This is a genomic window from Bacillus sp. FSL M8-0063, assembly GCF_038005545.1.
Classification (GTDB): domain Bacteria; phylum Bacillota; class Bacilli; order Bacillales; family Bacillaceae_G; genus Bacillus_A; species Bacillus_A wiedmannii.
Genome location: NZ_JBBOTJ010000001.1, coordinates 3,873,164 through 3,898,610 on the forward strand (window position 1 = coordinate 3,873,164; position 25,447 = coordinate 3,898,610).

Annotated in this window: 25 protein-coding genes and 2 other annotated features; of the genes, 5 read left to right on the forward strand and 20 right to left on the reverse strand. The window is 36.9% G+C overall.

All coding sequences use genetic code 11. The features are described from left to right. Nucleotides 1–71: 71 nt before the first annotated feature. The 3 genes from MKX31_RS19750 (at nt 72) to MKX31_RS19760 (ending at nt 5,728) form a co-directional block, all read left to right on the forward strand. Nucleotides 72–2,819 (forward strand): S8 family serine peptidase, encoded by a 2,748-nt coding sequence (locus tag MKX31_RS19750; RefSeq protein ID WP_340981453.1) that lies wholly within the window; start codon nt 72–74, stop codon nt 2,817–2,819. A 188-nt stretch (nt 2,820–3,007) separates the two neighbouring features. Next, nucleotides 3,008–3,237: a binding site (T-box leader), on the forward strand. Nucleotides 3,238–3,288: 51 nt separating this feature from the next. Beyond that, nucleotides 3,289–3,516 (forward strand) — a binding site (T-box leader). 162 nt (nt 3,517–3,678) lie between these two features. After that, nucleotides 3,679–5,433 carry an aromatic amino acid hydroxylase gene (locus MKX31_RS19755; protein WP_064474740.1) on the forward strand — a complete coding sequence of 585 codons (1,755 nt, stop codon included), beginning with the start codon at nt 3,679–3,681 and terminating at the stop codon, nt 5,431–5,433. Further along, complete coding sequence (locus tag MKX31_RS19760; RefSeq protein WP_000979547.1) at nt 5,414–5,728, forward strand: 4a-hydroxytetrahydrobiopterin dehydratase; 315 nt, start codon at nt 5,414–5,416, stop codon at nt 5,726–5,728. Before MKX31_RS19755 ends, MKX31_RS19760 begins: the two co-directional genes overlap by 20 nt. Before the next feature lie 17 nt (nt 5,729–5,745). On the opposite strand, the gene MKX31_RS19765 is transcribed toward MKX31_RS19760, so the two are convergent. After that, entirely contained in the window at nt 5,746–6,603 is an 858-nt protein-coding gene (locus MKX31_RS19765; RefSeq protein ID WP_088048084.1) for a VOC family protein, read from the reverse strand. A 21-nt stretch (nt 6,604–6,624) separates the two neighbouring features. Beyond that, nucleotides 6,625–7,029, reverse strand: coding sequence for a DoxX family protein (locus MKX31_RS19770; RefSeq protein WP_001071551.1), 405 nt, complete (start codon nt 7,027–7,029; stop codon nt 6,625–6,627). 156 nt (nt 7,030–7,185) lie between these two features. Between MKX31_RS19770 and MKX31_RS19775 the strand changes: the two genes are divergently transcribed. After that, nucleotides 7,186–7,731, forward strand: coding sequence for a helix-turn-helix domain-containing protein (locus MKX31_RS19775; protein ID WP_064474738.1), 546 nt, complete (start codon nt 7,186–7,188; stop codon nt 7,729–7,731). Between the two features lie 33 nt (nt 7,732–7,764). Here MKX31_RS19775 and MKX31_RS19780 read toward each other — a convergent pair whose 3' ends face one another. From MKX31_RS19780 to MKX31_RS19840, 13 genes are all read right to left on the reverse strand, one after another. Then, nucleotides 7,765–8,142 (reverse strand): MaoC/PaaZ C-terminal domain-containing protein, encoded by a 378-nt coding sequence (locus tag MKX31_RS19780; RefSeq protein WP_001101452.1) that lies wholly within the window; start codon nt 8,140–8,142, stop codon nt 7,765–7,767. Between the two features lie 108 nt (nt 8,143–8,250). Continuing rightward, nucleotides 8,251–8,709 carry a GNAT family N-acetyltransferase gene (locus MKX31_RS19785; RefSeq protein WP_000276112.1) on the reverse strand — a complete coding sequence of 153 codons (459 nt, stop codon included), beginning with the start codon at nt 8,707–8,709 and terminating at the stop codon, nt 8,251–8,253. Nucleotides 8,710–8,765: 56 nt separating this feature from the next. Next, nucleotides 8,766–9,344 carry a GNAT family N-acetyltransferase gene (locus MKX31_RS19790; protein WP_240368384.1) on the reverse strand — a complete coding sequence of 193 codons (579 nt, stop codon included), beginning with the start codon at nt 9,342–9,344 and terminating at the stop codon, nt 8,766–8,768. Between the two features lie 390 nt (nt 9,345–9,734). Further along, nucleotides 9,735–10,130, reverse strand: a complete 396-nt coding sequence (locus MKX31_RS19795; RefSeq protein WP_064474736.1) for an ankyrin repeat domain-containing protein — start codon at nt 10,128–10,130, stop codon at nt 9,735–9,737. Beyond that, nucleotides 10,097–10,915, reverse strand: a complete 819-nt coding sequence (locus tag MKX31_RS19800) for an ABC transporter ATP-binding protein (RefSeq protein ID WP_064474735.1) — start codon at nt 10,913–10,915, stop codon at nt 10,097–10,099. Before MKX31_RS19800 ends, MKX31_RS19795 begins: the two co-directional genes overlap by 34 nt. Then, nucleotides 10,902–11,930 (reverse strand): FecCD family ABC transporter permease, encoded by a 1,029-nt coding sequence (locus tag MKX31_RS19805; RefSeq protein ID WP_064474734.1) that lies wholly within the window; start codon nt 11,928–11,930, stop codon nt 10,902–10,904. The genes MKX31_RS19800 and MKX31_RS19805 overlap by 14 nt, the downstream gene beginning before the upstream one ends. Before the next feature lie 5 nt (nt 11,931–11,935). Next, nucleotides 11,936–12,883: an ABC transporter substrate-binding protein gene (locus MKX31_RS19810; RefSeq protein WP_000748444.1), complete on the reverse strand. Its 948-nt coding sequence runs from the start codon at nt 12,881–12,883 to the stop codon at nt 11,936–11,938. 154 nt (nt 12,884–13,037) lie between these two features. Next, nucleotides 13,038–13,265 (reverse strand): YrhC family protein, encoded by a 228-nt coding sequence (locus MKX31_RS19815; RefSeq protein ID WP_000661459.1) that lies wholly within the window; start codon nt 13,263–13,265, stop codon nt 13,038–13,040. Between the two features lie 126 nt (nt 13,266–13,391). Beyond that, a complete protein-coding gene (gene adhE / locus MKX31_RS19820) occupies nt 13,392–15,995 on the reverse strand; it encodes a bifunctional acetaldehyde-CoA/alcohol dehydrogenase (RefSeq protein ID WP_064474732.1) in 2,604 nt (867 codons plus the stop codon). A gap of 259 nt (nt 15,996–16,254) precedes the next feature. Beyond that, nucleotides 16,255–17,388 (reverse strand): bifunctional cystathionine gamma-lyase/homocysteine desulfhydrase, encoded by a 1,134-nt coding sequence (locus MKX31_RS19825; RefSeq protein WP_001201925.1) that lies wholly within the window; start codon nt 17,386–17,388, stop codon nt 16,255–16,257. Nucleotides 17,389–17,391: 3 nt separating this feature from the next. After that, nucleotides 17,392–18,315, reverse strand: a complete 924-nt coding sequence (locus MKX31_RS19830) for an O-acetylserine dependent cystathionine beta-synthase (protein ID WP_088107373.1) — start codon at nt 18,313–18,315, stop codon at nt 17,392–17,394. An 82-nt stretch (nt 18,316–18,397) separates the two neighbouring features. Further along, complete coding sequence (gene mtnN, locus MKX31_RS19835; protein ID WP_001217038.1) at nt 18,398–19,093, reverse strand: 5'-methylthioadenosine/S-adenosylhomocysteine nucleosidase; 696 nt, start codon at nt 19,091–19,093, stop codon at nt 18,398–18,400. Between the two features lie 14 nt (nt 19,094–19,107). Continuing rightward, on the reverse strand, nt 19,108–19,746 hold the full coding sequence (locus MKX31_RS19840) for a class I SAM-dependent DNA methyltransferase (RefSeq protein ID WP_088048081.1): 639 nt from the start codon (nt 19,744–19,746) through the stop codon (nt 19,108–19,110). Nucleotides 19,747–19,882: 136 nt separating this feature from the next. Between MKX31_RS19840 and MKX31_RS19845 the strand changes: the two genes are divergently transcribed. After that, the gene (locus tag MKX31_RS19845) at nt 19,883–20,098 is read left to right on the forward strand and encodes a YrzA family protein (RefSeq protein ID WP_064474730.1); all 216 of its coding nucleotides are present in this window, start codon (nt 19,883–19,885) and stop codon (nt 20,096–20,098) included. Between the two features lie 35 nt (nt 20,099–20,133). On the opposite strand, the gene MKX31_RS19850 is transcribed toward MKX31_RS19845, so the two are convergent. The 5 genes from MKX31_RS19850 to MKX31_RS19870 form a co-directional block, all read right to left on the reverse strand. Beyond that, entirely contained in the window at nt 20,134–20,784 is a 651-nt protein-coding gene (locus tag MKX31_RS19850) for a YrrS family protein (RefSeq protein WP_064474729.1), read from the reverse strand. Nucleotides 20,785–20,900: 116 nt separating this feature from the next. Then, nucleotides 20,901–22,655 (reverse strand): peptidoglycan D,D-transpeptidase FtsI family protein, encoded by a 1,755-nt coding sequence (locus MKX31_RS19855; RefSeq protein ID WP_064474728.1) that lies wholly within the window; start codon nt 22,653–22,655, stop codon nt 20,901–20,903. Between the two features lie 92 nt (nt 22,656–22,747). Further along, the gene (gene greA, locus MKX31_RS19860; RefSeq protein ID WP_000179964.1) at nt 22,748–23,224 is read right to left on the reverse strand and encodes a transcription elongation factor GreA; all 477 of its coding nucleotides are present in this window, start codon (nt 23,222–23,224) and stop codon (nt 22,748–22,750) included. A 279-nt stretch (nt 23,225–23,503) separates the two neighbouring features. Next, nucleotides 23,504–24,142 carry a uridine kinase gene (udk, locus tag MKX31_RS19865; protein WP_000537083.1) on the reverse strand — a complete coding sequence of 213 codons (639 nt, stop codon included), beginning with the start codon at nt 24,140–24,142 and terminating at the stop codon, nt 23,504–23,506. A gap of 17 nt (nt 24,143–24,159) precedes the next feature. Beyond that, complete coding sequence (locus MKX31_RS19870; protein WP_000217969.1) at nt 24,160–25,440, reverse strand: peptidase U32 family protein; 1,281 nt, start codon at nt 25,438–25,440, stop codon at nt 24,160–24,162. Nucleotides 25,441–25,447: the final 7 nt, after the last annotated feature.

Sequence of the window (25,447 nt, forward strand, 5' to 3'; positions counted from 1 at the left end):
TTTTATATTTCAGAACAAAAATGCAAGATAAATTTTCGGAATATTGGCACTTTTTATTAAGGGGAGTTTCAATGAAAAAAACTACGTCTACACTATTAAGTATGGCGCTCGTCTTTTCTAGTTTTGGAGCTTTAAGCGCACATGCTGAATCGCTGCAAAAGGAGAAGCAATTTAGTCCACAATTAAAAGTGAATATTGAACAATGGGGAGAAAACAAAATCGCGCAAAATGTTGAAACAAAAACATCAAAAGAAATTTCAGTCATTGTAGAATTGCAACATGCTCCGCTCGCTTCACAAAGTAACATTCAGCATGCTCCGGATTTAAAAAACGGCAATGTGCAATCATACCATGCACAACTAAAAAAGGCACAAGAGGATACAACAAAGAAAATTAAAGAAAAAGCACCAAAAGCAAAGATAAAAGAAACGTATAGTACACTATTTTCTGGATTTTCTATTTCTATCCCAGGAGATCAAGTTGCTGCTTTAGCTTCTTTACCCGAAGTAAAAGCTGTTTATCCGAACTTAACATATAAATTGCATGAAACAGCAAAAAGCGCTACTAAAGAAGAAGCGCCAAATATTGGCGGACCGACAATCGGTGCACCTGAAGCTTGGAAACTAAAAGATCCAACTGGCAAACCACTTGATGGAAAAGGAATGAAAGTCGCTATTATTGATTCAGGTGTAGACTATACACACCCTGACTTACAAGCAAATTATATCGGTGGATATGATACAGTCGATGAGGATAACGATCCGATGGATGGAAATGTCCACGGCACTCATGTAGCTGGAATTATTGCTGGTAACGGAAAAATAAAGGGGATTGCTCCGAACGCTTCTATACTCGCTTACCGTGTCATGAATGATGGTGGTACTGGCACGACCGATGATATTATTCAAGGTATTGAGCGCGCTATTCAAGATGGTGCAGATGTTTTAAATCTATCTCTCGGTCAAGATTTGAATGTCCCTGATCAACCTGTAACAATGATGTTAGAACGCGCAGCAAAACTTGGTGTTACTGCAGTCGTTTCAAATGGAAACGATGGACCAAAGCCTTGGTCTGTTGATGCTCCTGGTAATGCTAGTAGTGTCATCTCTGTTGGTGCATCTACTGTTTCTATTCCATTCCCGACATTCCAAGTAGCTGGTTCTAATAAATCTTACCAAGGATTACCGTTATCAAACGCAGATTTCCAAGTTGGAAACGATGCTCAACTTGTCTATGTTGGCTACGGTAATTCGAGCGATTATGCTAAACAAGATGTGAAGGGTAAGTTCGCCCTTGTCTTACAAGGAACTTCAAGCACATTAGTAAAAGCAGAACACGCGAAACAAGCTGGCGCTATCGGGGTACTACTAATTTCTAATGAAAAAGAAATTAATATTATGCCCGAATATTTTGGACGTGAAGATGTAGCTCTTCCGGTTATGCAGCTATCAAATACAAATGGCGAAGAGTTGAAAACTTTAATTACAAAACGAAAGAAAAATATAAAGATTGGACAACCAAACAAAACCGAACTGATTGGTAACTTCAGCTCAAGAGGACCATCACAAGGAAGTTGGCTTATAAAACCTGATGTTATTGCACCTGGAGTAAAGATTACAAGCACAGTACCACGAGGTGGCTATGAATCTCACAACGGAACAAGTATGGCTGCTCCGCAAGTAGCGGGAGCCGTTGCCTTACTGCGTCAAATGCATCCTGATTGGACGACAGAACAATTGAAATCTGCTCTTGCCAACACTGCAAAAACATTAAAGGATGTCAATGAAAATACATATCCTATCATGGCACAAGGATCAGGTTTAATTAACATTCCAAAAGCAGCCCAAACAGATGCATTAGTGAAACCGAACAATGTAAGTTTCGGTCTTATTAAGCCAAATAGCGGCAAAGTGAAACTAACACAAAATATTACGTTACAAAATCTTTCTAACAAAAAGAAAAACTTTTCAACTCGTATTGAATTACTAGATACAAAAACAAAAATCCAGACTTCTTTCCCTTCTTCAATTAGTTTAAAACCAAATAGTAACATCGAAAAGCCTTTTACTATTACTGTGGATAGCTCCTTACCACAAGGTGTATATACAGGAAATCTGTATGTAAAAGAACAAGGTAAAACTGAAGAAATGCGTATCCCATTTACATTTAGTATTGATCCGAAAGAATACAAGCGTATCGATGGCGTTGAAATCGTTAATTCTACTTTCAGTCCAAATAATGACAACATACTAGATGACAACCTAATCAATTACTATTTAGTTACACCTGTTGAGGATATAGCGTTTCATGCTAATTTAATTACGAAAGACCGTGTGACATATCAAGGCATGGTATACCAAGGCAAAAACGAAACACCTGGTTATAAATCTTTCAAATGGAATGGTACAAGAAAGGACGGATCTCCATTGCCTGATGGCTTATATCAAATCGAAGCTGTTGCTTCTAACTCTGGTGGAGAAACAAAACAAACAGGAGCTGTATTTATCGATCGAACAGCACCTAAGTTAACACACGAAATTGATCAAGAAAATCTCATAATTAGAGGGAAAGTTGATGATATTCTACTAGATTGGATGACAGAATCTGGTTGGATTGCACCTGGTATTCCAGTAAGAATGCAATATGAAATTAACGGAAATGGTGTATGGGAGAGTGCATTCCTAAACACTTGGGAGAAAAACTACGAAATTTATTTCGATCGTAATCAATTACAAGAAGGAAAGAATACCATTCATATCGTTGCAACCGATGCAGCTGGAAATACGACTAATTTAAATGTTGATTTAGAAGTGAAATAAAGTGAAACTTTAATCAGCACTCACCAATCGGACGTTTACGGGCAGTAAGGCTTCCATCTAACTTCTTTGCTCCGGCCAAATTTTGAGGTAGGAATTTTACTGCCCACAAATAGCGGGATAAAATTATTGTTGACAATCTTTTAAAAATAGTTTTATAATACGAAACATAGTTTAGTTGAACGAATTATATATCGGCTTTGAAGGAATACTAGTAGCGACTTATATCCCTGTCTCAGAGAACTGATGATTGGTGCGAATCAGTACATATACAAGCGTGAATTACAATTCTGGAGCTTCTTTCCCGTAGTGCACATAATGCATGAAGAGAAAGACGGATCTTTCCGTTATCTTAAAGTGAGTGGTAAACAATTTTTCTGTTTACAATTAGGGTGGTACCGCGATTTTTATCGTCCCTATCGGATTTTCCGATAGGGGCTTTTTTGCGTCCTTCCCTTTTGCACAATTTCATATATACGCGTTGAAAGAATCGCAGTAATATCTTATATCCCTGTTACAGAGAGCTAATGGTCGGTGGAAATTAGCACATATATAAGTATGAATTACAATTCTGGAGCTTCTTTTTCGTAGTGCTTGTACGCATGAAGGAAAAGACGGAGTTTTTCCGTTATCATTAATTGAGATGTAAGTATGTTTTCACTTACAAATAGGGTGGTACCGCGATTCTTTCGCCCCTATCGGATTTTCCGATAGGGGCTTTTTCTATTTCTCACAGAAACAAATGTTAAATAATTCCGAATCTTATGATAAAATTTTATAAGCGCTTACAATTTTGAAAGGTGGTGGTTCCAGCTATACCCAACCAATATTCAATTTTATAAAAAACAAGGAGGATGTCTAAATGACAAAGAAAACAGAAATTCCATCGCATTTAAAACCATTCGTATCCACGCAGCATTATGATCAATATACACCGGTGAATCACGCTGTTTGGCGTTACATTATGAGACAAAATCATAGTTTCTTAAAAGACGTTGCTCATCCAGCCTATGTGAACGGACTACAATCATCTGGTATAAATATAGATGCAATTCCAAAGGTAGAAGAAATGAATGACTGTTTAGCACCAAGCGGATGGGGAGCTGTAACAATTGATGGACTTATTCCTGGCGTAGCATTCTTTGATTTCCAAGGACACGGCTTACTACCAATCGCAACAGATATTCGGAAAGTAGAAAATATCGAGTACACACCAGCTCCAGATATCGTACACGAAGCAGCAGGACACGCACCTATTTTACTGGATCCTACATATGCGAAGTATGTGAAACGCTTTGGACAAATTGGTGCGAAAGCTTTCTCTACAAAAGAAGAACATGATGCTTTTGAAGCTGTTCGTACATTAACAATCGTAAAAGAAAGCCCTACTTCTACTCCTGACGAAGTTGCCGCTGCTGAAAATACTGTAATTGAAAAACAAAAGTTAGTTTCTGGTTTATCAGAAGCTGAACAAATTTCACGTCTTTTCTGGTGGACAGTAGAATATGGATTAATCGGAAATATAGATGCTCCAAAAATATATGGTGCTGGTCTCCTTTCTTCTGTTGGCGAAAGCAAACATTGCTTAACAGACGCTGTAGAAAAGGTTCCATTCTCTATCGAGGCATGTACAGGTACAACTTATGACGTAACAAAAATGCAACCACAACTATTTGTTTGTGAATCATTTGAAGAGCTGACTGAAGCACTTGAGACATTTGCTGAAACGATGGCCTTTAAAACAGGTGGAAAGGAAGGTTTAGAAAAAGCGATTCGCTCTGAAAACTATGCAACCGCTGAACTAACTAGTGGATTACAGATTACAGGTACATTCAGCGAGACAATTGAAAACGATGCAGGTAAAGTGATTTACATGCGAACAAATTCGCCAACTGCATTAGCAATTCATAATAAACAACTAGCGAATCATTCTACATCTGTACACAGTGACGGCTTTGGAACACCAATTGGATTACTCACTGAAAATATTGCATTAGAAAATTGTACAGATGAACAACTACAATCATTAGGAATTACAATTGGAAACATTGCTGAATTTACTTTTGCAAGTGGTATTCATGTAAAAGGAAAAGTAACAGATATTATAAAAAATGATAAGAAAATTGCTCTTATTTCCTTTATCGATTGCACTGTTACTTATAACGCCCGCGTATTATTTGATGCTTCATGGGGCGCATTTGATATGGCTGTTGGCTCACAAATCATTTCAGTATTCCCAGGAGCAGCAGATGCAGCATCATTTTTCCCAATTGATGAGGAAATAGAGGAAACTCCAGCACCTCTTGCATTAACTGAGCTGGATCGTATGTATCAAACAGTTCGTGATATTCGAGGTGGAGGTATTTTACACGACGCACATGTCGATCAATTAGTAGCAATTCAAGAGGTATTAAATAAATTTTATCCGAAAGAATGGCTGCTTCGCCTTGAAATATTAGAATTACTTTTAGAGCATAACAAAGGGCACGAAACATCAGCAGCATTATTACAAAAACTTTCTACTTTCACAACTGACGAAGCTGTAACACGCCTTATTAACAATGGTCTTGCACTACTGCATGTAAAGGATGTGAAAAATGATGCTGCGATTAACTGAAGAAGAAGTTCAAGGGGAATTATTCAAGGTGGATAAATGGATAGTAAAAGATGAAAAATGGATTGAACGAAAATATATGTTTTCCGACTACTTAAAAGGAGTCGAATTTGTCTCTGAAGCCGCCAAACTATCAGAAGAACGTAATCACCATCCATTTATCCTTATCCAGTATAAAGCAGTCATTATTACTTTGTCATCTTGGAATGCAAAAGGTTTAACGAAACTAGATTTTGAGCTTGCAAAGCAGTTTGATGAACTATTTTTACAAAACGAAAAAGCAATTATAAGAAAGTAAAAAAAGAGAAGCCTTTTTTAGGCTTCTCCTTTTATTTTGAAATGAATACAATGTTCAAATGGGTCCTCAACTTGTAATATTCCATCTTTGTACGTAGCGACTTTGCCAATATTTTTTAAGCTTTCACATACTTGCTCTTTTTGTTTTTCATCCGCTAGTACAATTGTGAAATATTTCAAGCCGACGGAATTTGGCATTTGCGGCGGTATTTCTTCACCTTGCCACGTATTTAAACCGATATGGTGATGATAGCCACCTGCCGATACGAACAACGCTCCATTACGAGCTGGGATTGTTACTTCAAAACCAAGACCATCCACATAGAAACGTTTCGCTTCTTCCAAATCAGCTACATGGAGATGAATATGTCCCATCACAGTACCCGCCGGAAATCCATTCCATGTACTTCCTTGCTGTAATAGTTCTTCACCAGCTAACGGGTTACTAACAAATGGTAGTTCTCCATTCTCATCACGCCAAACTTCTTTTTGGCGATCATGATAAATTTCAATCCCGTTTCCATCTGGATCAGCTAAATAAAGGGCCTCACTAAAGTAATGGTCGGCTCCGCCGTGCAGTGGATATACCATTTCTACAAGATGACGAAGAATATTCGCTAAATCCTGTCTGCTTGGTAATAAGATTGCGTAATGATATAACCCCGTTCTCCCTCTTTGCTTTGGTAGAGCTTCTTTCTTTTCTTCAATAATAAGGAGTGGTTCGTTATTTTCATTCCCAAATGTAACAACCATTTCATCTTCTTTTAGTACTTTCATACTTAGTACTTCTGTATAAAACTCTAGTGATTTCTTTATATTTGATACATATAAATGAACAACATCAAGTGTTGTGTCGGGATGAAGTTGAAAACTCATCTTGTTAGCCCCCCATTTAATTTAGTTCTTCTTTAACATTCTCTCTTTTAAGAAATTATCTACAAAACCGTCTGCTTTCGCAACAAATAAGTACGCACCCATTGCTAACAATGCAAGTTCTAATTCGAAGCCAGGATTTTTTCCATCTCCTAATAAACCAGCTGACCATTTTACTTTTACAATTGCTCCAACCATTACAAGTGCAAATAATAATCCAATATATCTTACACCTAAACCTAGAATTAACAATATACCACCAACTACTTCCGCTGTTGCTACACCGTATGCAAGACCTCCTGGTAAACCAATGCTTGTAAACCACCCTGCAATATTGTCAATCCCCGATTGGAATTTTGTTAAACCGTGCATAAAGAACGTTACCCCTAACACGATACGAATAATTAAGTTACCGATATGTTGATTCATTTCATTCTCTCCTTTATAGTTTTCTTATACAAAACTTTTATTCACATTACAAAACATACACTAATTTTTTTTATTCGTCAATTCATTTTCACTGGGAAAAAATATATTTTTTTTGCTATGATACAAATAGTTGTTTACAAAAAGGAGCTTGATTTTATGAATATTGGTTCTGCAATACGTGAAATTCGTCAACGTAGAGGCATAACAATCGCACAAATTTGTGAGGGAACAGGTCTTTCTAAAGGATTTATGAGTCAGGTTGAAAATAATAAAACATCACCATCTATCTCAACTTTAGAAACAATCTCCAATTTTTTAAACGTTCCCCTTCCCTATTTATTATTAGAACAAAAAGATCGGTTGAAAGTTGTCAAAAAGGGAGAGCGTAAATACAGTGTATACGGAAAAGATGAACAAAGAATTGAACATGTTGCGGAGCAAGGTGGCCTTCGCCTAAATCTCGTGGAAATTCCTGCTGGGTTTCCGAAAGAAAATATACCAAATGCCCATGAAGGGGAAGAATGTCACCTTGTATTACGCGGAAAACTAGAAGTTCAACATGGAGAAGATATTGCAATTGTAGAAGAAGGTGATTCTTTCTCTTGGAATGCATGTGTTCCTCATATTGTTCGTAATATAGGAGAAGAAACTGCATTATTACTCATCTCTAGTCATGCAGAAAATCGAAAACGTGTTTATTAAATAAAAAAGAAGCCTGTAAATCAGGCTTCTTTTTTATCCCCTTATAACTCCATAACTTGTCCCAACTAGTACAGTCTTTTCATGTTGATTGCGATAAACTGACTCGATTGAAACCTTTTTATATCCTTCCATCTGTTCAATATTTGTTAAAGTTAATTCACAAGTGATCGTATCTCCTGTAAAAACCGGTCTAATAAACTCACTTACTAATTCTCTTGCTATGTAATGTAATTCTTCTCCTACTTTCGTTCCAATACTAGCAGTTAATAAACCATGAACCATTAAACGTCCATTTTCATCATATTCCATATGATGCCTACCTTTATCTCCTGTAATATTTGCAAATTCAAAAACCTCTTCCTCAGTAAATCTTCTTTCGTATTTAAATACATCCCCAACTTTTACATTCATTTTTATCCCCCGTTTAATAAACAGAATTTTCTTTTATTTTATCATAAAATGAGTCTCAGTTCAGTTTATATTATTAAAATAGCGATCCTTTTTTACACTATCTTATTTTTATCGGTGCCCATCTTTTTTTGCTACTTGATACCCGTAGTACGCACATGTTCCATTTCTCGATAACTCTCTCACCTCAAAACCACAACTTCTATAAAAATCAAAATTACTCGCAGATGTATGTGCAAACCAGTCTCCATGTGGCAACTTTTGCAAACAAAGAGCGACAAGTTTCTTACCTAATCCCTTCCCTCTATATTCACATTTCACAACTAAATTTACTATGTTCGCGATCATGATTCCATCAGAAATGACTCTAACCATCGCAATCATCTCTTCTTCATCCCAAATTGTGAATGCCCATGTTGAATTTTCAAATGCTATCGTGAATTTTTCAATTTGCCAAGAAGGGATATTATCATTACTCCAACCAGCATCTTCGAATAAAGTTTTAATTGCATATGCTGGCACACCATTCGTTCCCTCACGAATAATAAGGCCATTATGATAAATATACATGTAATCCCCCCTTTATTTTTATATACCATTCTTCAAAAGATGCAATTTACCTTTTTTCATCCTACGCGTTTAATGGAATAAACGAGAACGTCCATCCCATGAAATGAAGTTGTTTTCTCATAACTAAGCCCTGTTTTTCTAGCAACAAAGATTGAGGCGGGGTGATCCGGATTAATAAGAGAAATTAATTTATTCATTCTTAATGCTTGGAAACCATAGTCTCGAAATGCTGCCGCTGCTTCTTTCGCATACCCTTTTCCCCAATACTGAGGTGATAACCAATAACCAATTTCAATTTCCTCTTTTCCATCTATCTGCTGCTTTACTAACCCTGCATGACCAATTCGTATTCCCGTTTCCTTTTCAATCAATACAAATAAACCAAGACCGTTTTTATAGCTAGGAATTACCCACTCCTCCAAACTTTTTTTACATTGCATATATGTTTTTAACGTCCCATTTCCAATATAGCGCATTACCTTCTCATTTCCCCATAGCGAAGCATAGAACTGCAAATCATCCATTGTGTATTTGCGAATTTGTAAACGATCTGTATGAAACATCTCTGCACTCCTTTCCACGAATTTGTACTTAACTACACGCTCATGTTTTGTATGTATACTAAATGTTACTATCTATTATAAAGTGAAACTTTAATCAGTGGGGGCTTTTGTTCATCCTCACTGATTATTAGCCTTCACCAATCGGATATTTACGGACAGTGGACCTCCCGCCTAACTTTTTTCTCTAGCTGAATTTTGAGGTGGGAGTCTTACTGCCCACAAATAGTGGGATAAATGAACTAATGACTAAATACAGAATATTCAATCTATAAAGGATTAAAAAAAGACAGTAGACAAATATTGTCTACTGCATCCATATCATAACTAGCATAAAGAAAACTACAATTGAGGGGGGTGTAGGATTTTCAAATATACTAGATACTTATCCCGTTCTAACGGGCGGTAAACTTTTCAATTATATGAAAGTGAAAAGTTTACCGCACATAAGAACCTTTGCGGTCATTAAGAGAGCACCGTTAAGTACTCAAATACACGCTGTGCTTTTTCTCCACCCATTCGTGCATGTTGAAGAAGGGAAATACCATGTGGACCCGATGCACGCAATGCCTCTGGTTGTGCTACTAAAATAGCTTGTACAACTTCTAATTCTCCAAGCATCGCGGCCGCGAAAATGTCCATTCGAGCACCCTTTTCTAGTAAATAGAGAGCAATATCTTTACGACCTACATGTGCTGCTGCTCCTAACGCACTTTCCCAATCTGATCCGCCCCAATTGTAAGAGGCATGAAGTAAGCTTGGCAATTCAGCCAACAGTTCTTGTACTTTTTCTAAATCTCCGTGAGCTGCCATAACAAATTCTCTTACTAACTCAGTGGTAATACGTTCTTCTGTTCGCATCTTGCTCCTCCTTTTTTAGAAATTCGTTTTGGTGTGAAAAATGGCTTGTCGCTTCCTTGAAAAATATCTACCTCTATGCCGAACACACGTTGAAACATTTCATGACATAACACTTCTTCTGGTATACCGTCATACTGAAGCTTCCCTCGCTTTAATACGAGTAAACGATCACTATATTGAGCCGCTTGGTTAATATCATGTAAAACCATTACAATTGTCATGCCAAACTCCTCGTTTAACCGTTTCACAAGTTCCATTACTTCCAACTGATGAACGATATCTAAAAAAGTTGTTGGCTCATCTAATAATAAGACATTTGTACGTTGTGCTAGCGTCATTGCAATCCAGGCACGTTGTCTTTCCCCTCCTGATAAAGATTGTAAAAGACGATATTCATACCCTTCAAGATTTGTAACAGACAATGCCCAATCAACAATTTCTTCATCGTCTTTATTTAAGCGATCTTTCCATGATTTATGAGGTCCTCTTCCAAATTCGATTAATTCTTTCACTGTTAAATCTAATTGATGATCATGCATTTGTGGTAACATCGCTAATTGCTTCGCTACATCGGCACTTTTCATCATATGAATACTTTTTCCATCTAAAATGATATCCCCTTCGCTTTGTTTAAGTAGTCTTGCCATTAAACGAAGCAAAGTAGATTTCCCTGATCCATTCGGTCCAATTAAACTAACGACCTCCCCAGCTTTAATATGTACATTCATATTTTGCATTTGAAATCTTTCAGAATGTGCGTAAAACACTTTATTAACGGAAATCACGTTGTCTTCCTCCTCTATGAATTAAATATAAGAAGAACGGACCGCCTAAGAATGATAATAAAATACCAACAGGCAATTCAATTGGATCGAACCAACTTCGAGCTATCGCATCCGCGAAAACAAGTAATATCCCTCCGCCAAGGCATGATAATGGCAGTAAATATTTATAGTCATTTCCAACTAATAAACGTAACATATGTGGTACAACAAGACCGACAAATCCAATAAGACCAGAAACACTAACTGCAATTCCAGCTAATAGTGTACTTACTACTATTAAATAAAACCGGCTTCTCTCCACGTTATGACCTAATAATTTCGCCATTTCATCTCCAAGCATTAATACTCGAATATGCTTTATACCAAAGAAGGCTAATATAATAGCGAATATTGCATAATAAATAATCATATTTAAATGTGCCCAACTTACACCACCAATGCCACCTGCTAACCACGGTAACACCGATTGTACTTTGTCACTATGTAATAACATTAACGCTGACGTCGCTGCACCAATTAATGCATTGATTGATACACCTACTAAGACAATCCTTGAAGGCGGCGCCCCTTTTTGCCATGATAAAGCATAAATGACCATCGCCGTTATGAAAGCTCCTATAAATGCCCCGAGCGGTAAAAATGCCATATGCTGAGGGAATAAAATCATAATTACAATTGCTACAAGGCCTGCTCCAGATGAAACCCCGATAATACCAGGGTCTGCAAGAGGATTTCTCATAACCCCTTGCAGCAGTGCACCAGATGCTGCTAAACATGTTCCTACTATAAATCCAACGAGCACTCTCGGTATACGAAGGTCCCATACAATTCGATGAACCGTCGAACCTTCATCTTGTATCCCTGTTAGAATATCTCGTAAAGAAAAGGATAGGCTTCCTGCGAAAAGACCGTAAAAAAGACCTAAAATCGCTAATACAACTAAAGTAACTGCTATTATCCACCTTTTTTTCGCAAAAGGATGTTCCTTTTCCCTTACTACTTCACTACTTTCCATACTTATCATTTCCTTACATCTTGTATACTTTTATACATAAAGTCCATTGCTTCTGTAACTTTTGTTCCAGGATTTGATCCAAATAAGTCTGGTGGCAAAATAACTACACGATTTTGTTTTACTGCATCTAAATTTTTCCACGCTGCATTTTTCATCATTTCGCCTTCAAATGCTTTTTTAACGCTATTTGGATCTCCATGTGTAATTAAATAAATCACATCTGGATTTGCCTCAATAATACGTTCTACACTTAGCTGCGCATATTGCGGATATTCCTTCATTTCCGGAAAATCAGCTGCAATATTTTTCCCGCCTGTTTTTTCTAAAATATCGCCTGATAAAGATGTTGGTAATGCTGCTAAATAAGTACCTGGTGCTCCGTATACTAACAGTGCTTTCACATCACTCTTTTTCTCATATGTCTTCATTTGATCATTAATTTTTTGATTAAGTTCTTTTGCTTTATCTTCTTTCTTCATTATCGTTCCATATAGTTCAATATTCTTTTGAATATCTTGTACAGAATTCGCAGAAGAAATCATTACTTTCGTTCCTTGTCCTTCAACCGTTGGAACATTCTTTTGAAACCCATTGTTAGCAATAAGTACATCCGGTTTTAAACTAGCAATTTGCTCAAAATTCGGTTGATGTGCATTCCCGATTACTTGTACTTTCTTTAAATCCTCTGGAAGAGTTATTTTTGCATCCGGACGACCTACTATTTTTCCGCCTAAAGCATGAATAATATTCATGTCTCCCATACTTAATGTTGCAAAACTCTCTGGCACTTTATCGAATGTTACCTTTCTTCCTGACAGGTCGGTAACTTCGATTTTCTCTTTTCCTTTTTCTGTTTTTGTTGCAGATGCTTTTTCGTCTCCCTTTGCATTGCAACCTATTAACAAGAAAAAAATAGATAAAATCGCTGTGAATAGCGTAATAGATTTTTTCATTCTTTCACCTCTAACTGATAATGATAATCATTAACTACTATTCTACTTTAATTGATAAGGATTATCATTGTCAATATAAACCGCATACATTTTTTCAAAAACAAAAAGCACTACAAAAAGATTCGTTCTTTTCGTAGTGCTCTATTTCATAATATTACTCACATTCATTTCCCTCTAACTGATCTCGCATCACTTTCACACGCTGAAAGAAAAAGAATGATAAACTTAAAAATATAATGGTGCTCCCCATCATAACAAAAGATTGTATTGTTTCTTTTGCTCCATTCGGAATCAATAAGCCAACCATTAACAATGTACTTACAGCGAGAAGGATTTGTCCGAACCGAGTATAATCTTCTATTTTTCCTTGTAATTCTTTCATTATATTCTCACTCCCCTATTTCACTGTATCATATTCTATTAAACTTAAAGACCAGTAAATACAGCCATTCTGGGAGATGTTTTCCAAATGAAAAAGAGCCGCTTTATTGCGACTCTTTCATAACCATTACTCCCCTTTATATGCTTCCATATAAATTTCTTTCAACTCTGAAATGAGAGGTAATTTTGGATTAGCTGTTGTACATTGATCTTCAAAAGCTCTTTCTGCTAATAATCCAACAACCTCTTCAAATTGGTCTTTAGCAACTCCTTGTCCTGCAATACTCATATTTATATTTAAGCTTTTTCCAAGCTCAATAATTGCTTGGACGAGTGATTCCACACCTTCTGCTGTCGAGCCTGCTGGAAGCCCGAGCATTCTCGCAATATGTGCATAGCGTTCATCAGCTACAAAGTGCTCATATTTTGGGAACAACGCGTGTTTTCGTGGCTTAATAGCATTATAGCGAACTACGTGCGGCATAAGAATTGCATTCGCACGCCCATGCGGAATATGAAATTCCGGTCCAATTTTATGTGCTAAGCTGTGATTAATACCTAAGAAAGCATTTGCAAATGCCATCCCAGCGATTGCAGAAGCATTATGCATTTTTTCTCGCGCTTCTTCGTCATTTCCATCTTTAAATGCTCTTGGTAAATATTTAAATACGAGATCAATGGCCTTTAATGCTAATCCATCTGTATAGTCATTTGCTAGAACAGACACATACGCCTCGATTGCATGCGTTAATACGTCCATACCAGTGTCTGCTGTTACATGTGGTGGTACTGTCATTACAAACTGTGGATCAACAATTGCTACATCTGGTGTTAATTCATAATCCGCGAGCGGATACTTTATATTATTTTTCTTATCTGTAATAACCGCAAATGGTGTCACTTCTGATCCTGTTCCTGATGTTGTTGGAATGGCAACAAACTGCGCCTTACTTCCTAATTCCGGATATTTACATGTACGTTTTCTTATATCTAAAAACTTCTGTTTAATTCCATAGAATGTTGTTTCTGGGTGCTCATAGAAAAGCCACATCCCTTTCGCTGCATCCATAGCTGAACCACCACCAAGTGCGATAATTACATCTGGCTTAAAACTTCTCATCATTTCCGCACCTTTAAACACAGTTTCATCTGATGGATCTGGCTCGACCTCAAAGAAAACTTCGACTTTTACATCATTTGCATGTTTACGTAAATAATGCGTAACCGTATCTACATATCCGTGCTCAACCATTCCTGGATCCGTTACAATAAATGCACGTGAAATGTTAGGCATATTTGCTAAATATGCTGTCGCATGTTTTTCAAAATAAATTTTTGGTGGTAATTTGAACCACTGCATATTCTTTTTTCTATTTGCCAACCTTTTTATATTTAATAAATGCGTCGCTGTTACGTTTTGAGAAACTGAGTTTTTCCCATACGAGCCGCAACCAAGCGTAAGTGATGGAATAAATCCATTATATATGTCACCGATTCCACCTTGTGATGAAGGGGCGTTTACAATAAGACGGCAAGCTTTCATACGTAATCCAAATTGTTTTTGTACTTCTTTATTTGTAGAATGAATGACTGCTGAATGTCCTAAACCACCAAGGTTTAACATTTCTTCGCAATATGTAAATCCTTCTTCTAATGAATTTGCTTTTACACACGCTAATACTGGACTCAGTTTCTCACGAGATAGTGGATATGCTGCTCCGATACCTTGTATTTCAGCTACAAGCATTTTTGTATTTTCAGGCACAGTAATTCCAACTAATGCGGCAATGTACTGCGCTGATTTCCCTACAATATCACTATTTACTGCACATGTATTTTCATTAATAACTAGCTTTTCTAATTTTCTTCTCTCTTCTTCTGCTACAAAGTAACAATTGTTTGCAATCATTTCTGTTTTCACATCATCATAAATTTCCTTGTCTATAATGATTGCTTGTTCTGATGCACAAATCATACCGTTATCAAATGTTTTTGATAAAATTAAATCATTAACAGCTCGTTTTATATGCGCTGATTTCTCTATATAGCATGGTACATTACCAGGACCTACACCTAGCGCTGGTTTTCCAGTAGAATAAGCTGATTTCACCATACCTGCTCCTCCAGTTGCCAAAACAAGCGCAACACCTTCATGGTTCATTAATTGTTTTGTTGCTTCGACAGAAGGTTTTTCAATCCACTGAATACAATGTTTTGGTGCCCCCGCCTTCACCGCTGCATCATATACTGTTTTCGCCGCTGCAATGGAACAGTTTTGTGCTGAAGGATGAAATGCGAAAATAATTGGATTTCTCGTTTTTATCGCGATTAATGCTTTAAACATTGTTGTCGACGTTGGATTCGTTACTGGCGTTACCCCAGCTACTACACCGACAGGTTCTGCAATTTCTATTATTTCTTCATGAGGATCTTCGTGAATAATCCCTACTGTTTTATCTTTTTTTATGCTATGCCAAATATATTCAGTAGCAAAAATATTTTTAATACATTTATCTTCATATACACCACGACCCGTTTCTTCAACAGCCAACTTCGCAAGCGGCATATGTTGATCCACACCTGCTAATGCCATTTCGTGAACAATGTTGTCAATTTGCTCTTGTGTAAAACCTTCTAATGCTTGTAAAGCCTTTCGACCGTTATTCACTAACGTATCAATCATCTCTTTTACTTCCTGCATTTCATTTACAACTTTCTCTTTGACTACCATGTAAATTCCTCCTATTCTGCTATCGTGGACTAAATGAGACCCTATAGGTCATAATAAGTCCCGATTAGCGTAAAAAAATAGAGTTGCTTTCCTACATGAACCTCATTGTTTGTGAAACATTTCACAAGATTGTTCGTGAGTAACATTTCATGAACTTAATATACATGAAATAATTTCATTTGTGTATGTCTATTTTGTGAAATATTTCACAAAATGATGTGATAAAAATGCACTGCCTTATATTAGCAGTGCATTTTTATTATGCTAACGCTTGTGCTAGATCTTCAATTAAATCTTCACCGTCTTCAATACCGACAGAAATACGAATTAATGTATCTGTAATTCCTAATTCTTTGCGGCGATCTGCTGGGATTGATGCATGTGTCATTTGAGATGGGATAGAAATTAAACTTTCTACTGCCCCTAAACTTTCAGCAAGTGTAAAGTATTGTAATTTCTCAAGTACTTTATTTAATGTTTCTTCGCTATCTACATCAAATGAGATAATAGCACCAAATCCATTTGCTTGTTCTGTTGCAAGTTCATGGTTTTGATGTGACTCAAGACCTGGGTAATATACTTTATTTACTTTTGGATGATTATTTAAAAACTCGGCAATTGCGCGTGAATTCGTTTCATGCTCTTCCATTCGAATTCCTAATGTTTTTAAGCCACGAAGTAGTAAGAAGCTATCTTGCGGGCCAAGAATGCCTCCTGTTGAGTTTTGTACAAAGTGAAGGTCTTCTGCTAATTGCGGGCTATTTACAACTACTAGGCCTGCAACTACGTCACTATGACCTCCTAAATATTTCGTTGCACTATGAAGTACAATGTCTGCTCCTAAAGTAATCGGCGACTGCCAATATGGCGTCATGAATGTGTTATCGATAATTGTTAATAAATCTTTCTCTTTAGCAAGAGTAGATATTTTCTTAATATCAGTAATTTTCAGTAATGGGTTCGTTGGTGTTTCCACATAAATCGCTTTCGTATTCGGACGAATTGCTTCTACAACTTCCTCTAAGTTGGTTGTATCTACAAATGTATGCTCAATACCGAAGCGATTTAATACTTTCGTGATAACGCGGTACGTTCCACCATACACATCATCTGTTAAAATAACGTGGTCACCTTTTGAGAACAACATAATTGTAGCTGTAATAGCAGCCATTCCTGAACCAAATGCAAAACCAGCATGACCGTTTTCTAATACTGCAATCATTTCTTCTAAAGCTGCACGTGTTGGGTTGCCTGTACGTGAATATTCATATCCTTGATGCTTACCAACTGCTTCTTGTTTGTACGTACTTGTTTGATAAATCGGTACATTTACAGATCCAGTTGAAGGTTCTCCTATGCGAATACCATGAATTAACTTTGTCTTTGCTCTCATTTTTTATTCCCATCCTTTGTATATGTCTTTACTTAAATAACGCTCACTACTATCAGGAAAAATCGTTACAATATTTGTACCTGGCGCCGCTTGCTCTGCTTCAAGTAAACTTGCATGAAATGCCGCTCCTGAAGAGCTCCCAACAAGCAGTCCTTCTTTTCGCGCTAATTCCTTTACTCGTAAAAATGCATTTCGATCAGAAATTGTATGAATTTCATCAAAATAAGATGTTTTCAAAAATGGCGGGATGAATTCAAGGCCGATCCCTTCTGTTTCATGCGAACCAGCTTTACCACCATTTAAAATGGATCCTTCTGGTTCCACAATAACCGTTTTTATATCTACATTTTTTTCTTTCAAATAAGATGCAGTCCCCATGAATGTACCACCAGTTCCTGCTCCTGCAACAAATATGTTAATCTCTCCGTTCAGTGCATCCCAAAGTTCAGGACCTAGTGTTTTGAAATAAGCACGCGGGTTTGCTTCATTCGCAAACTGACTTGGAGAGTATGAATTCGGTATTTCATTTACTAATTCTTTTGCTTTTGCAATTGCACCGGTCATTCCTTGCTCAGTTGGTGTATGCACGACCGTTGCGCCTAGCGCTTTCATTAATTCTTGTTTTTCAATACTAAATTTCTCTGGTACACAAACAATAACGCGTAAATCATGTTGTAACGCTGCAAGTGCCAGTCCAATACCAGTATTTCCAGCGGTCGGTTCAATAATTGTTCCACCCTGGGTAACAAGCCCTTTTTCTAGCGCATCTTCGATTAATTCTCTTCCTAAACGGTCCTTAACGCTTCCACCTGGGTTATAAAATTCAAGCTTTGCAAATAAACGGACCCCTTCTGGAAGTGAAAAACGAGTAATTTCTACAACTGGCGTATGACCAATCAACTCATGAACTCCACGATATACATTCATCGTGTTCTCCCCCTTATTTGCCAATAAAGAAAAGGCAACTGTATGTATTTTCTTTATATGAGACAGTTGCCTTTTTGTTACATTACTTTAACTCTTCTAGTACTTTTACGATAAAGTTTGTAGAATGAAGAGCTGCTTGATCTAAAAATTGATCAAATGAAACATTTGATTCTTTACCAGCAATATCAGAAAGTGCACGAATAATAACAAACGGAACTTCATATTGGTGGCATACTTGTGCAACAGCTGCTGCTTCCATTTCTACTGCATAAAGGTCTTCAAATTTATCACGAATTGCTGCAACGCGGTTCGGATCACTCATAAATGAATCACCTGTTGCAATCATACCTTTTACAACTTGAATATTTTCTTCTGCCTGCATACATTTCTCAGCTAATGCAACTAATGCTTCATCAGCCTTGAATCCAGGAGGCATTCCTGGTACTTGACCATACTCATAGTTAAATGCTGTTACATCTACGTCATGATGACGAACTTCTGTTGAAATAACTACATCTCCAACGTTTAGAGAATGATGGAAGCCACCAGCTGAACCAGTATTAATTACTTTTTCAGGCTTATATCTTTCTAATAAAATTGTCGTTGACATCGCTGCATTTACTTTACCAATACCAGACTTTAACAAGATTACTTCATGTCCTGCTAATTGTCCTTTCGTAAATTCACAACCCGCAACCGTTTCTGTTTCTGCTTGTTCTAATTTGTCACGTAAAATACGTACTTCTTCTTCCATTGCTCCAATTACAGCAATTCTCAATCTAATCCCTCTTTCTATTGCTTAGTTGCCTCCATTACCCAAACGAAATGATTTAATCTCGTAAACGTTACATGGAAGCCATTGTTTTCAAAAATAGACTGCATGACTGGAATACGTGTATAATATTCCGTTTGCAAATCGTTTGCTAACTGATGGAAACCTCTTTGTTTTGCTGTTTCAACAGTTTTATCATATGCATCTTGATCTGCAAATATCGTATCAGCAAACACTATTTTACCACCTTTGTTTAGCAATTGACTATAGTTCGCAATCGCTACATTTTTTTCATCGTCTGTTAAATGATGAAATGCATAGGTGCTTACAATGGTATCAATTGAATTTGGAACTTCAAACGAAAGAAAATCACCTTCTGTAATCGAAAACTCTTGCGGCAATTTCTCTTTTGCAATCATGCGCATTTCACGTGACGGTTCTATACCGTAAACTGTGTGGCCAGCAAGTAATAATTTATTTGTTAAATTTCCAGTACCAACACCAAATTCTAATACATTACCAAATGACTTGTTAACTACATCCTCTAGAATATCCTCATAATGAGCGAAAACTTCTTTATATTGTATATCTTCGCCTTGTACGAATGAGTCGTACGTATGAGCCCACTCATCAAATAAACCATTAAATTCTGTCCCCATAAAAATTCCCCTTTTTCTTATCGGTTTTATCAGTATGATATGCCCTCTTGCTAAAAATGTCAATTGAAATGTACATGGTATTTCATTCTTTTCTTTGTTACACTATAGTTGATTACATAGGAGAGGGGTCGTCTTCGTGTCATTTACCTTTGAAATGTTAGAAGATAAAGTAGAGTTTTTCGAAGCAGGAGACTTAGCTTCTTTGGAACGAAAAATTAGCGAACAAATCGATAATAATAAAGCACTTATGCTTGAAGTTCATCACATCTCGCATCAAATGGTTATGGATCCCGAAAGCAAAAGTCCATATTATAGCGCGGTTGTTCATTTTAAATTAAAGAAATTACGCTAACTAAAAAAGAGAAGCTCCTAAGGAGCCTCTCTTTTTTAGTTTAGAGTTTGAACAAGTACTGGTTTCCAGCCCTCATTTTCTACCCAATCAATATTCACATAATATTTTTTACCTGATTGTTTATCTTGTACGTTACCGTAAGCTTTATTCTTACCGTTATTTCCAATTCTATGGATAACTAATTGATTTACTGGAACGTCAATTGCAGCTGAAATCGCTTGATTCATCTCATTCCAATCTGCTGTACCTTTTTTAAACGTCATCGCAGGTGTTGCACCTTGCTCTGTACCTACTGGCTTCCAAGAAGATTTCGTATAAGCATCTGTTGCCTGTGACTGTGTTTTTTCAGCTGGTGCTTTCTCGTTAGCTTTCGCTTCTTCTTCAGCTTTTTTCTGTTCTTCCTCAGCCTTTTGCTTCGCTTCTTCTTCCTGCTTCTTAGCCTCTGTCTTATCTTGCTCGTTCTTCTTCGGCTCTTCTTTGCCTTTAGCTTTCTCAGCTTTATTCTCTTTCGTTGTTTGCTGAGCTACTTTTTTATCACTAGAAGACGCTTGCTCTTTTCTTTCAGGAACAAACAATTGATATGATACAATAGCTACTAATATTAATACAATTGCAATTGCAATATTTAAAACACCGTTTTGACGACGTTTTTGTTGTTTCTGTTGGAATCTAGATCCTCCTGCCATTCTTCAAACCTCCATGCAGTTTTTCATACTTGCTATTGTAACATTAAATCTAGAAAGGTTGAACATTTACAATAATATTTTCACGAAATGAAAACATTTCAATATGAATTGCAAGATTACTTTTCATTCTCTAATCGATAGATTGATTCTACGATAGCTTTGAAAATAGGTGTAACTTCATTTCCATTACTATTCGTTTCTATATCCACGACAACTAAAGCATATCTTGGATTTTCATATGGAAAATACCCTGCAAACCAACGATTCACTTTCGTCCCTTTTCCTGTTTGCGCTGTCCCAGATTTTCCGGCAACACTTAGTGGCAACGACCTGAATGCGGCTCCTGTTCCTTTCTCCGTTGTTACAACGCCCCTTAATAACTCTTGTAATGTTTTAACCGCTTCATACGAAAGCTGTTTCCCGCCTATTGTATGGTCTTCAAATGTATAAAAGTCCGTTCCATTTTTATACATTATTTTTTCCACAGCTTTCACTTCCATCTTTTCTCCATCCCTAGCAATCGTCGCCATCATATTTGCAATCGCTAGAGGTGACATACGTACATCTTTCTGTCCAATCGCGGTTTGCGCTACCGCCTTTTTACTATTCTTATTTCCTTCACTCCCCCAAATCGTAACCCTCTTCTCCTCTGGCATTTGCTCAAAATGAGTTGTATGAAATACAGAACCTTTCCATCCAACCTTACCAGCGCCTCCTAACGCTGCTACGTAAGTTTCTAACACCATCTTATCCTTTTGTATTAGCTCATTACCTAACTCTGAAAATGTCCTATTACAGCTTCTAGCAAAGCTCTCTTTAAAACTAAGTGTACCCATCATAACTTGTGGATGGTCTTCACCATATAAATCTTGATTACAATTAAATGTACGATTAAACACATTTTCATTTTGATCAATCACTGCCGCTGCAACTATTGTTTTAAAAACAGAACCGGGAAAATGTGGTGTTAACATTTGATTTTCAAGTGTAGTTGTATATAAACGCTCATCCTTCACCTGTACAGATGGTTTACTGACCATCGCTAAAATTTCATTTTTCTTTACATCAAGTAATACTAATCCCCCCTTCTTTATTTCGCTTGCTTCAACCACTTCTTCTGCTTTTTGCTGTAACCTGTTATGTAAAGTTGTTTGAATCGTCACTGGATAAAACGGATTTCCAGGCGCAGTATATTTCGCTTGTTTTCCAAAAATCGGTTCTCCTTGTCGGTCCACTTGATACAATACTTTTGCCTCTCCATCGGTCAAAAGAAATTCATCAAATGATTGCTGCAATCCTGAAATGCCAATTGGCGTTTGCCTTGAAATTTTTCTTACTTCTCCGTATCGTTTTTGAAATTCTCGTTCATTCTCCCCCACATCGCCAATTAAATGATTCATCGCGCCAGTTTGCCGTAAACGAACTTCAGCTGCTACAATACCTAATACATTTAATTGATTTACCTTCTCCATCTGCTCTCGTGCCAATCGAAATGGACCATTTCCCCTTTGCATGATAAATGCACTTTTCTTGTCTTTCATTTGACTTTCAATCTCTTGTCTCGACACACCAATGATATGCGCAATTTTCTCTAACATGTCATTTTTTATTTGTAGAAATGGAAAAACAATTAAAACAGGATACTTTTTCTCACCTATTTCCTTACCGTTCCGATCTATAAAATGGCCTCTTCCATCATCTACCGTAATGGACTGCGTCCGTTGTGTAACACTTTTTTCAATTAAATTTATCTTACGATCTGTAAATGATTCTGTATCTATAATTTGTATTTGAATTAAACGACAAAGTAAAATAAACATGATACACATAAAACAAATTAAAACAATTGTAATTCTCCGTTTTATTTTCATAAAAAAACACCTCGTCTATTATAGTTTGGACGGAGTGTTTCATCTTTTATACAAATAAAAAAATCACTCGCTTTTACACGAGTGATTTTTTATTATTTTACAGAGATAATCTCTACTTGCATTTCTCCACCTGGAGTTTGGATTGCTACCTTCTCACCAATTTGCTTACCTAATAAGCTTTTTGCAATTGGAGAATCGTTAGAAATTCTTCCTTCAAATGGATCTGCTTCTGCGCTACCTACGATTGTGTAAGATTCTTCATCTCCACCTGGCAACTCTTTAAATGTTACTGTTTTACCTAATGTAACAACTGTAGATTCTTCGCCGTTATCTGTGATGATAACTGCGTTACGAATCATGTTTTCTAATTGTGTAATACGTCCTTCTACGAACGCTTGCTCATCTTTCGCTGCATCGTACTCAGAGTTCTCAGAAAGATCTCCGAAGCTACGTGCAATCTTAATGCGCTCTACAACCTCTTTACGTTTTACCGTTTTTAAATCTTCAAGTTCGTTCTCTAGCTTTTGCTTACCCTCTTGCGTCATAGGGTATGTTTTTTCTGTTGCCATATTTTCCACTCCTTTTATATACCAATCCCCCGAAAAAAAAGAGGAGTTCCATATGAAAACTCCCCCACTTATATGTATAGCGGAGGTTTCTAGCACGCCTGTACTAGCGGAGTTGTCACATACAACCCCGTATTCCCAATTCTTCTTTATATAAAGAAGATATGTATGGAAAGTTGATATAAATATGCCCTCACCTATATATAGATGAGGTTGCATGTTTCATTGTATTCGATAGGAAGGGAAAAAATCCCTTCCTATCGTATATCTTTTACTATGCTATTACAAATTTACTTTTTGTTCAAGAATTGTTGCAATTTTTGTCACCATAATATCAATTGCAACATGATTTTGTCCACCTTCAGGGATAATAATATCCGCAAATTTCTTAGAAGGCTCAATAAATTGATTGTGCATTGGACGTACAACACTTACGTATTGATCAACTACTGAATCCATCGTACGACCGCGCTCTTTAATATCACGCTGCATGCGGCGTAAAATACGAAGATCTGCATCTGTATCAACGAATAGCTTTATGTCCATTAACTCACAAAGACGTGGGTCTTCTAAAATAAGAATTCCTTCTAAAATGATTACATCTTTCGGCTCAACTGGAATAACTTCTTCTGAACGCGTATGCAATGTATAGTCATATACAGGCTTATCAATTTGCTCATATGCAAGCAACTGCTGCAAATGTTCAATTAACAGATCATTATCAAACGCAAGCGGATGATCATAATTTGTTTTTAAACGCTCTTCCATTGGTAAATGGCTTTGATCTTTGTAATAATAATCTTGCTCTAAGATTAAAATAGAATGACCTTTAAAATGGTCAAAAATCGCTTTCGTTACACTCGTTTTACCTGATCCCGAACCACCAGCAATTCCAATTACAACAGGCTTATTCGTCCCCATTCGACTATCACTCTTTCTTATTGAAGTATGCTTTTGCGCATCATATTATTCACATACACTGGTTGATCCACTTTGAATTTCACGATTTGCAACGGATGTCTCGCTGCATCTAATTCGTTTCCATCCTCATCCCAAATTTTCTCCACCGTCTGCGTAAAGTTTTCTATTTCTGGTCCAAAGAACTCGACTTCATGTCCTGGTTTGAAATGATTACGTTGCTCAATCGTTACAATGCCCGTTTCTTCATTATAATCTAACACTAAACCAGCGAAATCATACGTTGTTTTCTTACTATGATTTCCAAACATTTGCTCTTGATGTCCTGGAACCCCTTCAAAGAATGCGGGAGCTGTATCACGATTTGCACATTTATCAAGCTCATCTAACCATTCTTGTTTAAACTCAAAATTATCCGGATCCGCACAATACGCATCAATTACTTTACGGTATACCGTTGCTACAGTCGCTACGTAATGAATTGATTTCATACGTCCTTCAACTTTTAAGCTATCAATTCCAATTTCAATCATTTTCGGAATTGATAAAATTAAATTTAAGTCTTTTGGACTCATTGCAAAGTGAGCATCTTCTTCTTGGAATAGAGGAAGCTCTTTTGCATCTTTATGTTGTGATACTGTTTGAACTAAATCATAGTCCCAACGGCAAGATTGACAACAACCACCACGGTTAGAGTCACGTGCTGTCATATGGTTACTTAACGTACATCTGCCTGAATATGCGATACACATTGCACCATGGACGAATGCTTCAATTTCAATATCCACTTTTTCTTTAATTTCTTTCATTTCTTCATAGCTTGCTTCACGAGCTAATACAAGACGATGTAAACCTTCTTCTTTCCAATACTGTGCTGCTTTCCAGTTGGATAGTGATTGTTGTGTACTTAAATGCACTTCAACAGAAGGCGCTACACGTTTACAAGTCTCAATAATAAGCGGATCAGCAACGATAATTCCCGTTACGCCAGCTTTTTCAATCCCTTTTAAATATTCCTCTAGCCCGTCCATATTTTCATTATGTGCAAAGATATTTGTTGTTACATATATTTTTGCTCCATATTTCTTTGCAAATTCAACACCTTCTGCCATTTCTTCCAGTGTAAAGTTACCTGCATTCGAACGAAGACCAAATTCTTGTCCACCTAAATATACAGCATCTGCCCCATAATGGATAGCTACTTTTAATTTTTCTAAGTTACCCGCAGGGATTAACAGTTCAGGTTTCTTCACAATAACGCGTTTGCCATCGATTACTCGTGAAATTTCTTGTACAGTCATTTCCTAC

Bases quoted from the DNA above. Each gene is read 5' to 3' on its own strand.
- MKX31_RS19750 (WP_340981453.1), top strand. From the start codon at position 72: ATGAAAAAAACTACGTCTACACTATTAAGTATGGCGCTCGTCTTTTCT.
- MKX31_RS19755 (WP_064474740.1), top strand. From the start codon at position 3,679: ATGACAAAGAAAACAGAAATTCCATCGCATTTAAAACCATTCGTATCC.
- MKX31_RS19760 (WP_000979547.1), top strand. From the start codon at position 5,414: ATGATGCTGCGATTAACTGAAGAAGAAGTTCAAGGGGAATTATTCAAG.
- MKX31_RS19765 (WP_088048084.1), bottom strand. From the start codon at position 6,603: ATGAGTTTTCAACTTCATCCCGACACAACACTTGATGTTGTTCATTTA.
- MKX31_RS19770 (WP_001071551.1), bottom strand. From the start codon at position 7,029: ATGAATCAACATATCGGTAACTTAATTATTCGTATCGTGTTAGGGGTA.
- MKX31_RS19775 (WP_064474738.1), top strand. From the start codon at position 7,186: ATGAATATTGGTTCTGCAATACGTGAAATTCGTCAACGTAGAGGCATA.
- MKX31_RS19780 (WP_001101452.1), bottom strand. From the start codon at position 8,142: ATGAATGTAAAAGTTGGGGATGTATTTAAATACGAAAGAAGATTTACT.
- MKX31_RS19785 (WP_000276112.1), bottom strand. From the start codon at position 8,709: ATGTATATTTATCATAATGGCCTTATTATTCGTGAGGGAACGAATGGT.
- MKX31_RS19795 (WP_064474736.1), bottom strand. From the start codon at position 10,130: ATGCGAACAGAAGAACGTATTACCACTGAGTTAGTAAGAGAATTTGTT.
- MKX31_RS19805 (WP_064474734.1), bottom strand. From the start codon at position 11,930: ATGGAAAGTAGTGAAGTAGTAAGGGAAAAGGAACATCCTTTTGCGAAA.
- MKX31_RS19810 (WP_000748444.1), bottom strand. From the start codon at position 12,883: ATGAAAAAATCTATTACGCTATTCACAGCGATTTTATCTATTTTTTTC.
- MKX31_RS19815 (WP_000661459.1), bottom strand. From the start codon at position 13,265: ATGAAAGAATTACAAGGAAAAATAGAAGATTATACTCGGTTCGGACAA.
- adhE (WP_064474732.1), bottom strand. From the start codon at position 15,995: ATGGTAGTCAAAGAGAAAGTTGTAAATGAAATGCAGGAAGTAAAAGAG.
- MKX31_RS19825 (WP_001201925.1), bottom strand. From the start codon at position 17,388: ATGAGAGCAAAGACAAAGTTAATTCATGGTATTCGCATAGGAGAACCT.
- MKX31_RS19830 (WP_088107373.1), bottom strand. From the start codon at position 18,315: ATGAATGTATATCGTGGAGTTCATGAGTTGATTGGTCATACGCCAGTT.
- MKX31_RS19840 (WP_088048081.1), bottom strand. From the start codon at position 19,746: ATGGGGACAGAATTTAATGGTTTATTTGATGAGTGGGCTCATACGTAC.
- MKX31_RS19850 (WP_064474729.1), bottom strand. From the start codon at position 20,784: ATGGCAGGAGGATCTAGATTCCAACAGAAACAACAAAAACGTCGTCAA.
- MKX31_RS19855 (WP_064474728.1), bottom strand. From the start codon at position 22,655: ATGAAAATAAAACGGAGAATTACAATTGTTTTAATTTGTTTTATGTGT.
- greA (WP_000179964.1), bottom strand. From the start codon at position 23,224: ATGGCAACAGAAAAAACATACCCTATGACGCAAGAGGGTAAGCAAAAG.
- udk (WP_000537083.1), bottom strand. From the start codon at position 24,142: ATGGGGACGAATAAGCCTGTTGTAATTGGAATTGCTGGTGGTTCGGGA.
- MKX31_RS19870 (WP_000217969.1), bottom strand. From the start codon at position 25,440: ATGACTGTACAAGAAATTTCACGAGTAATCGATGGCAAACGCGTTATT.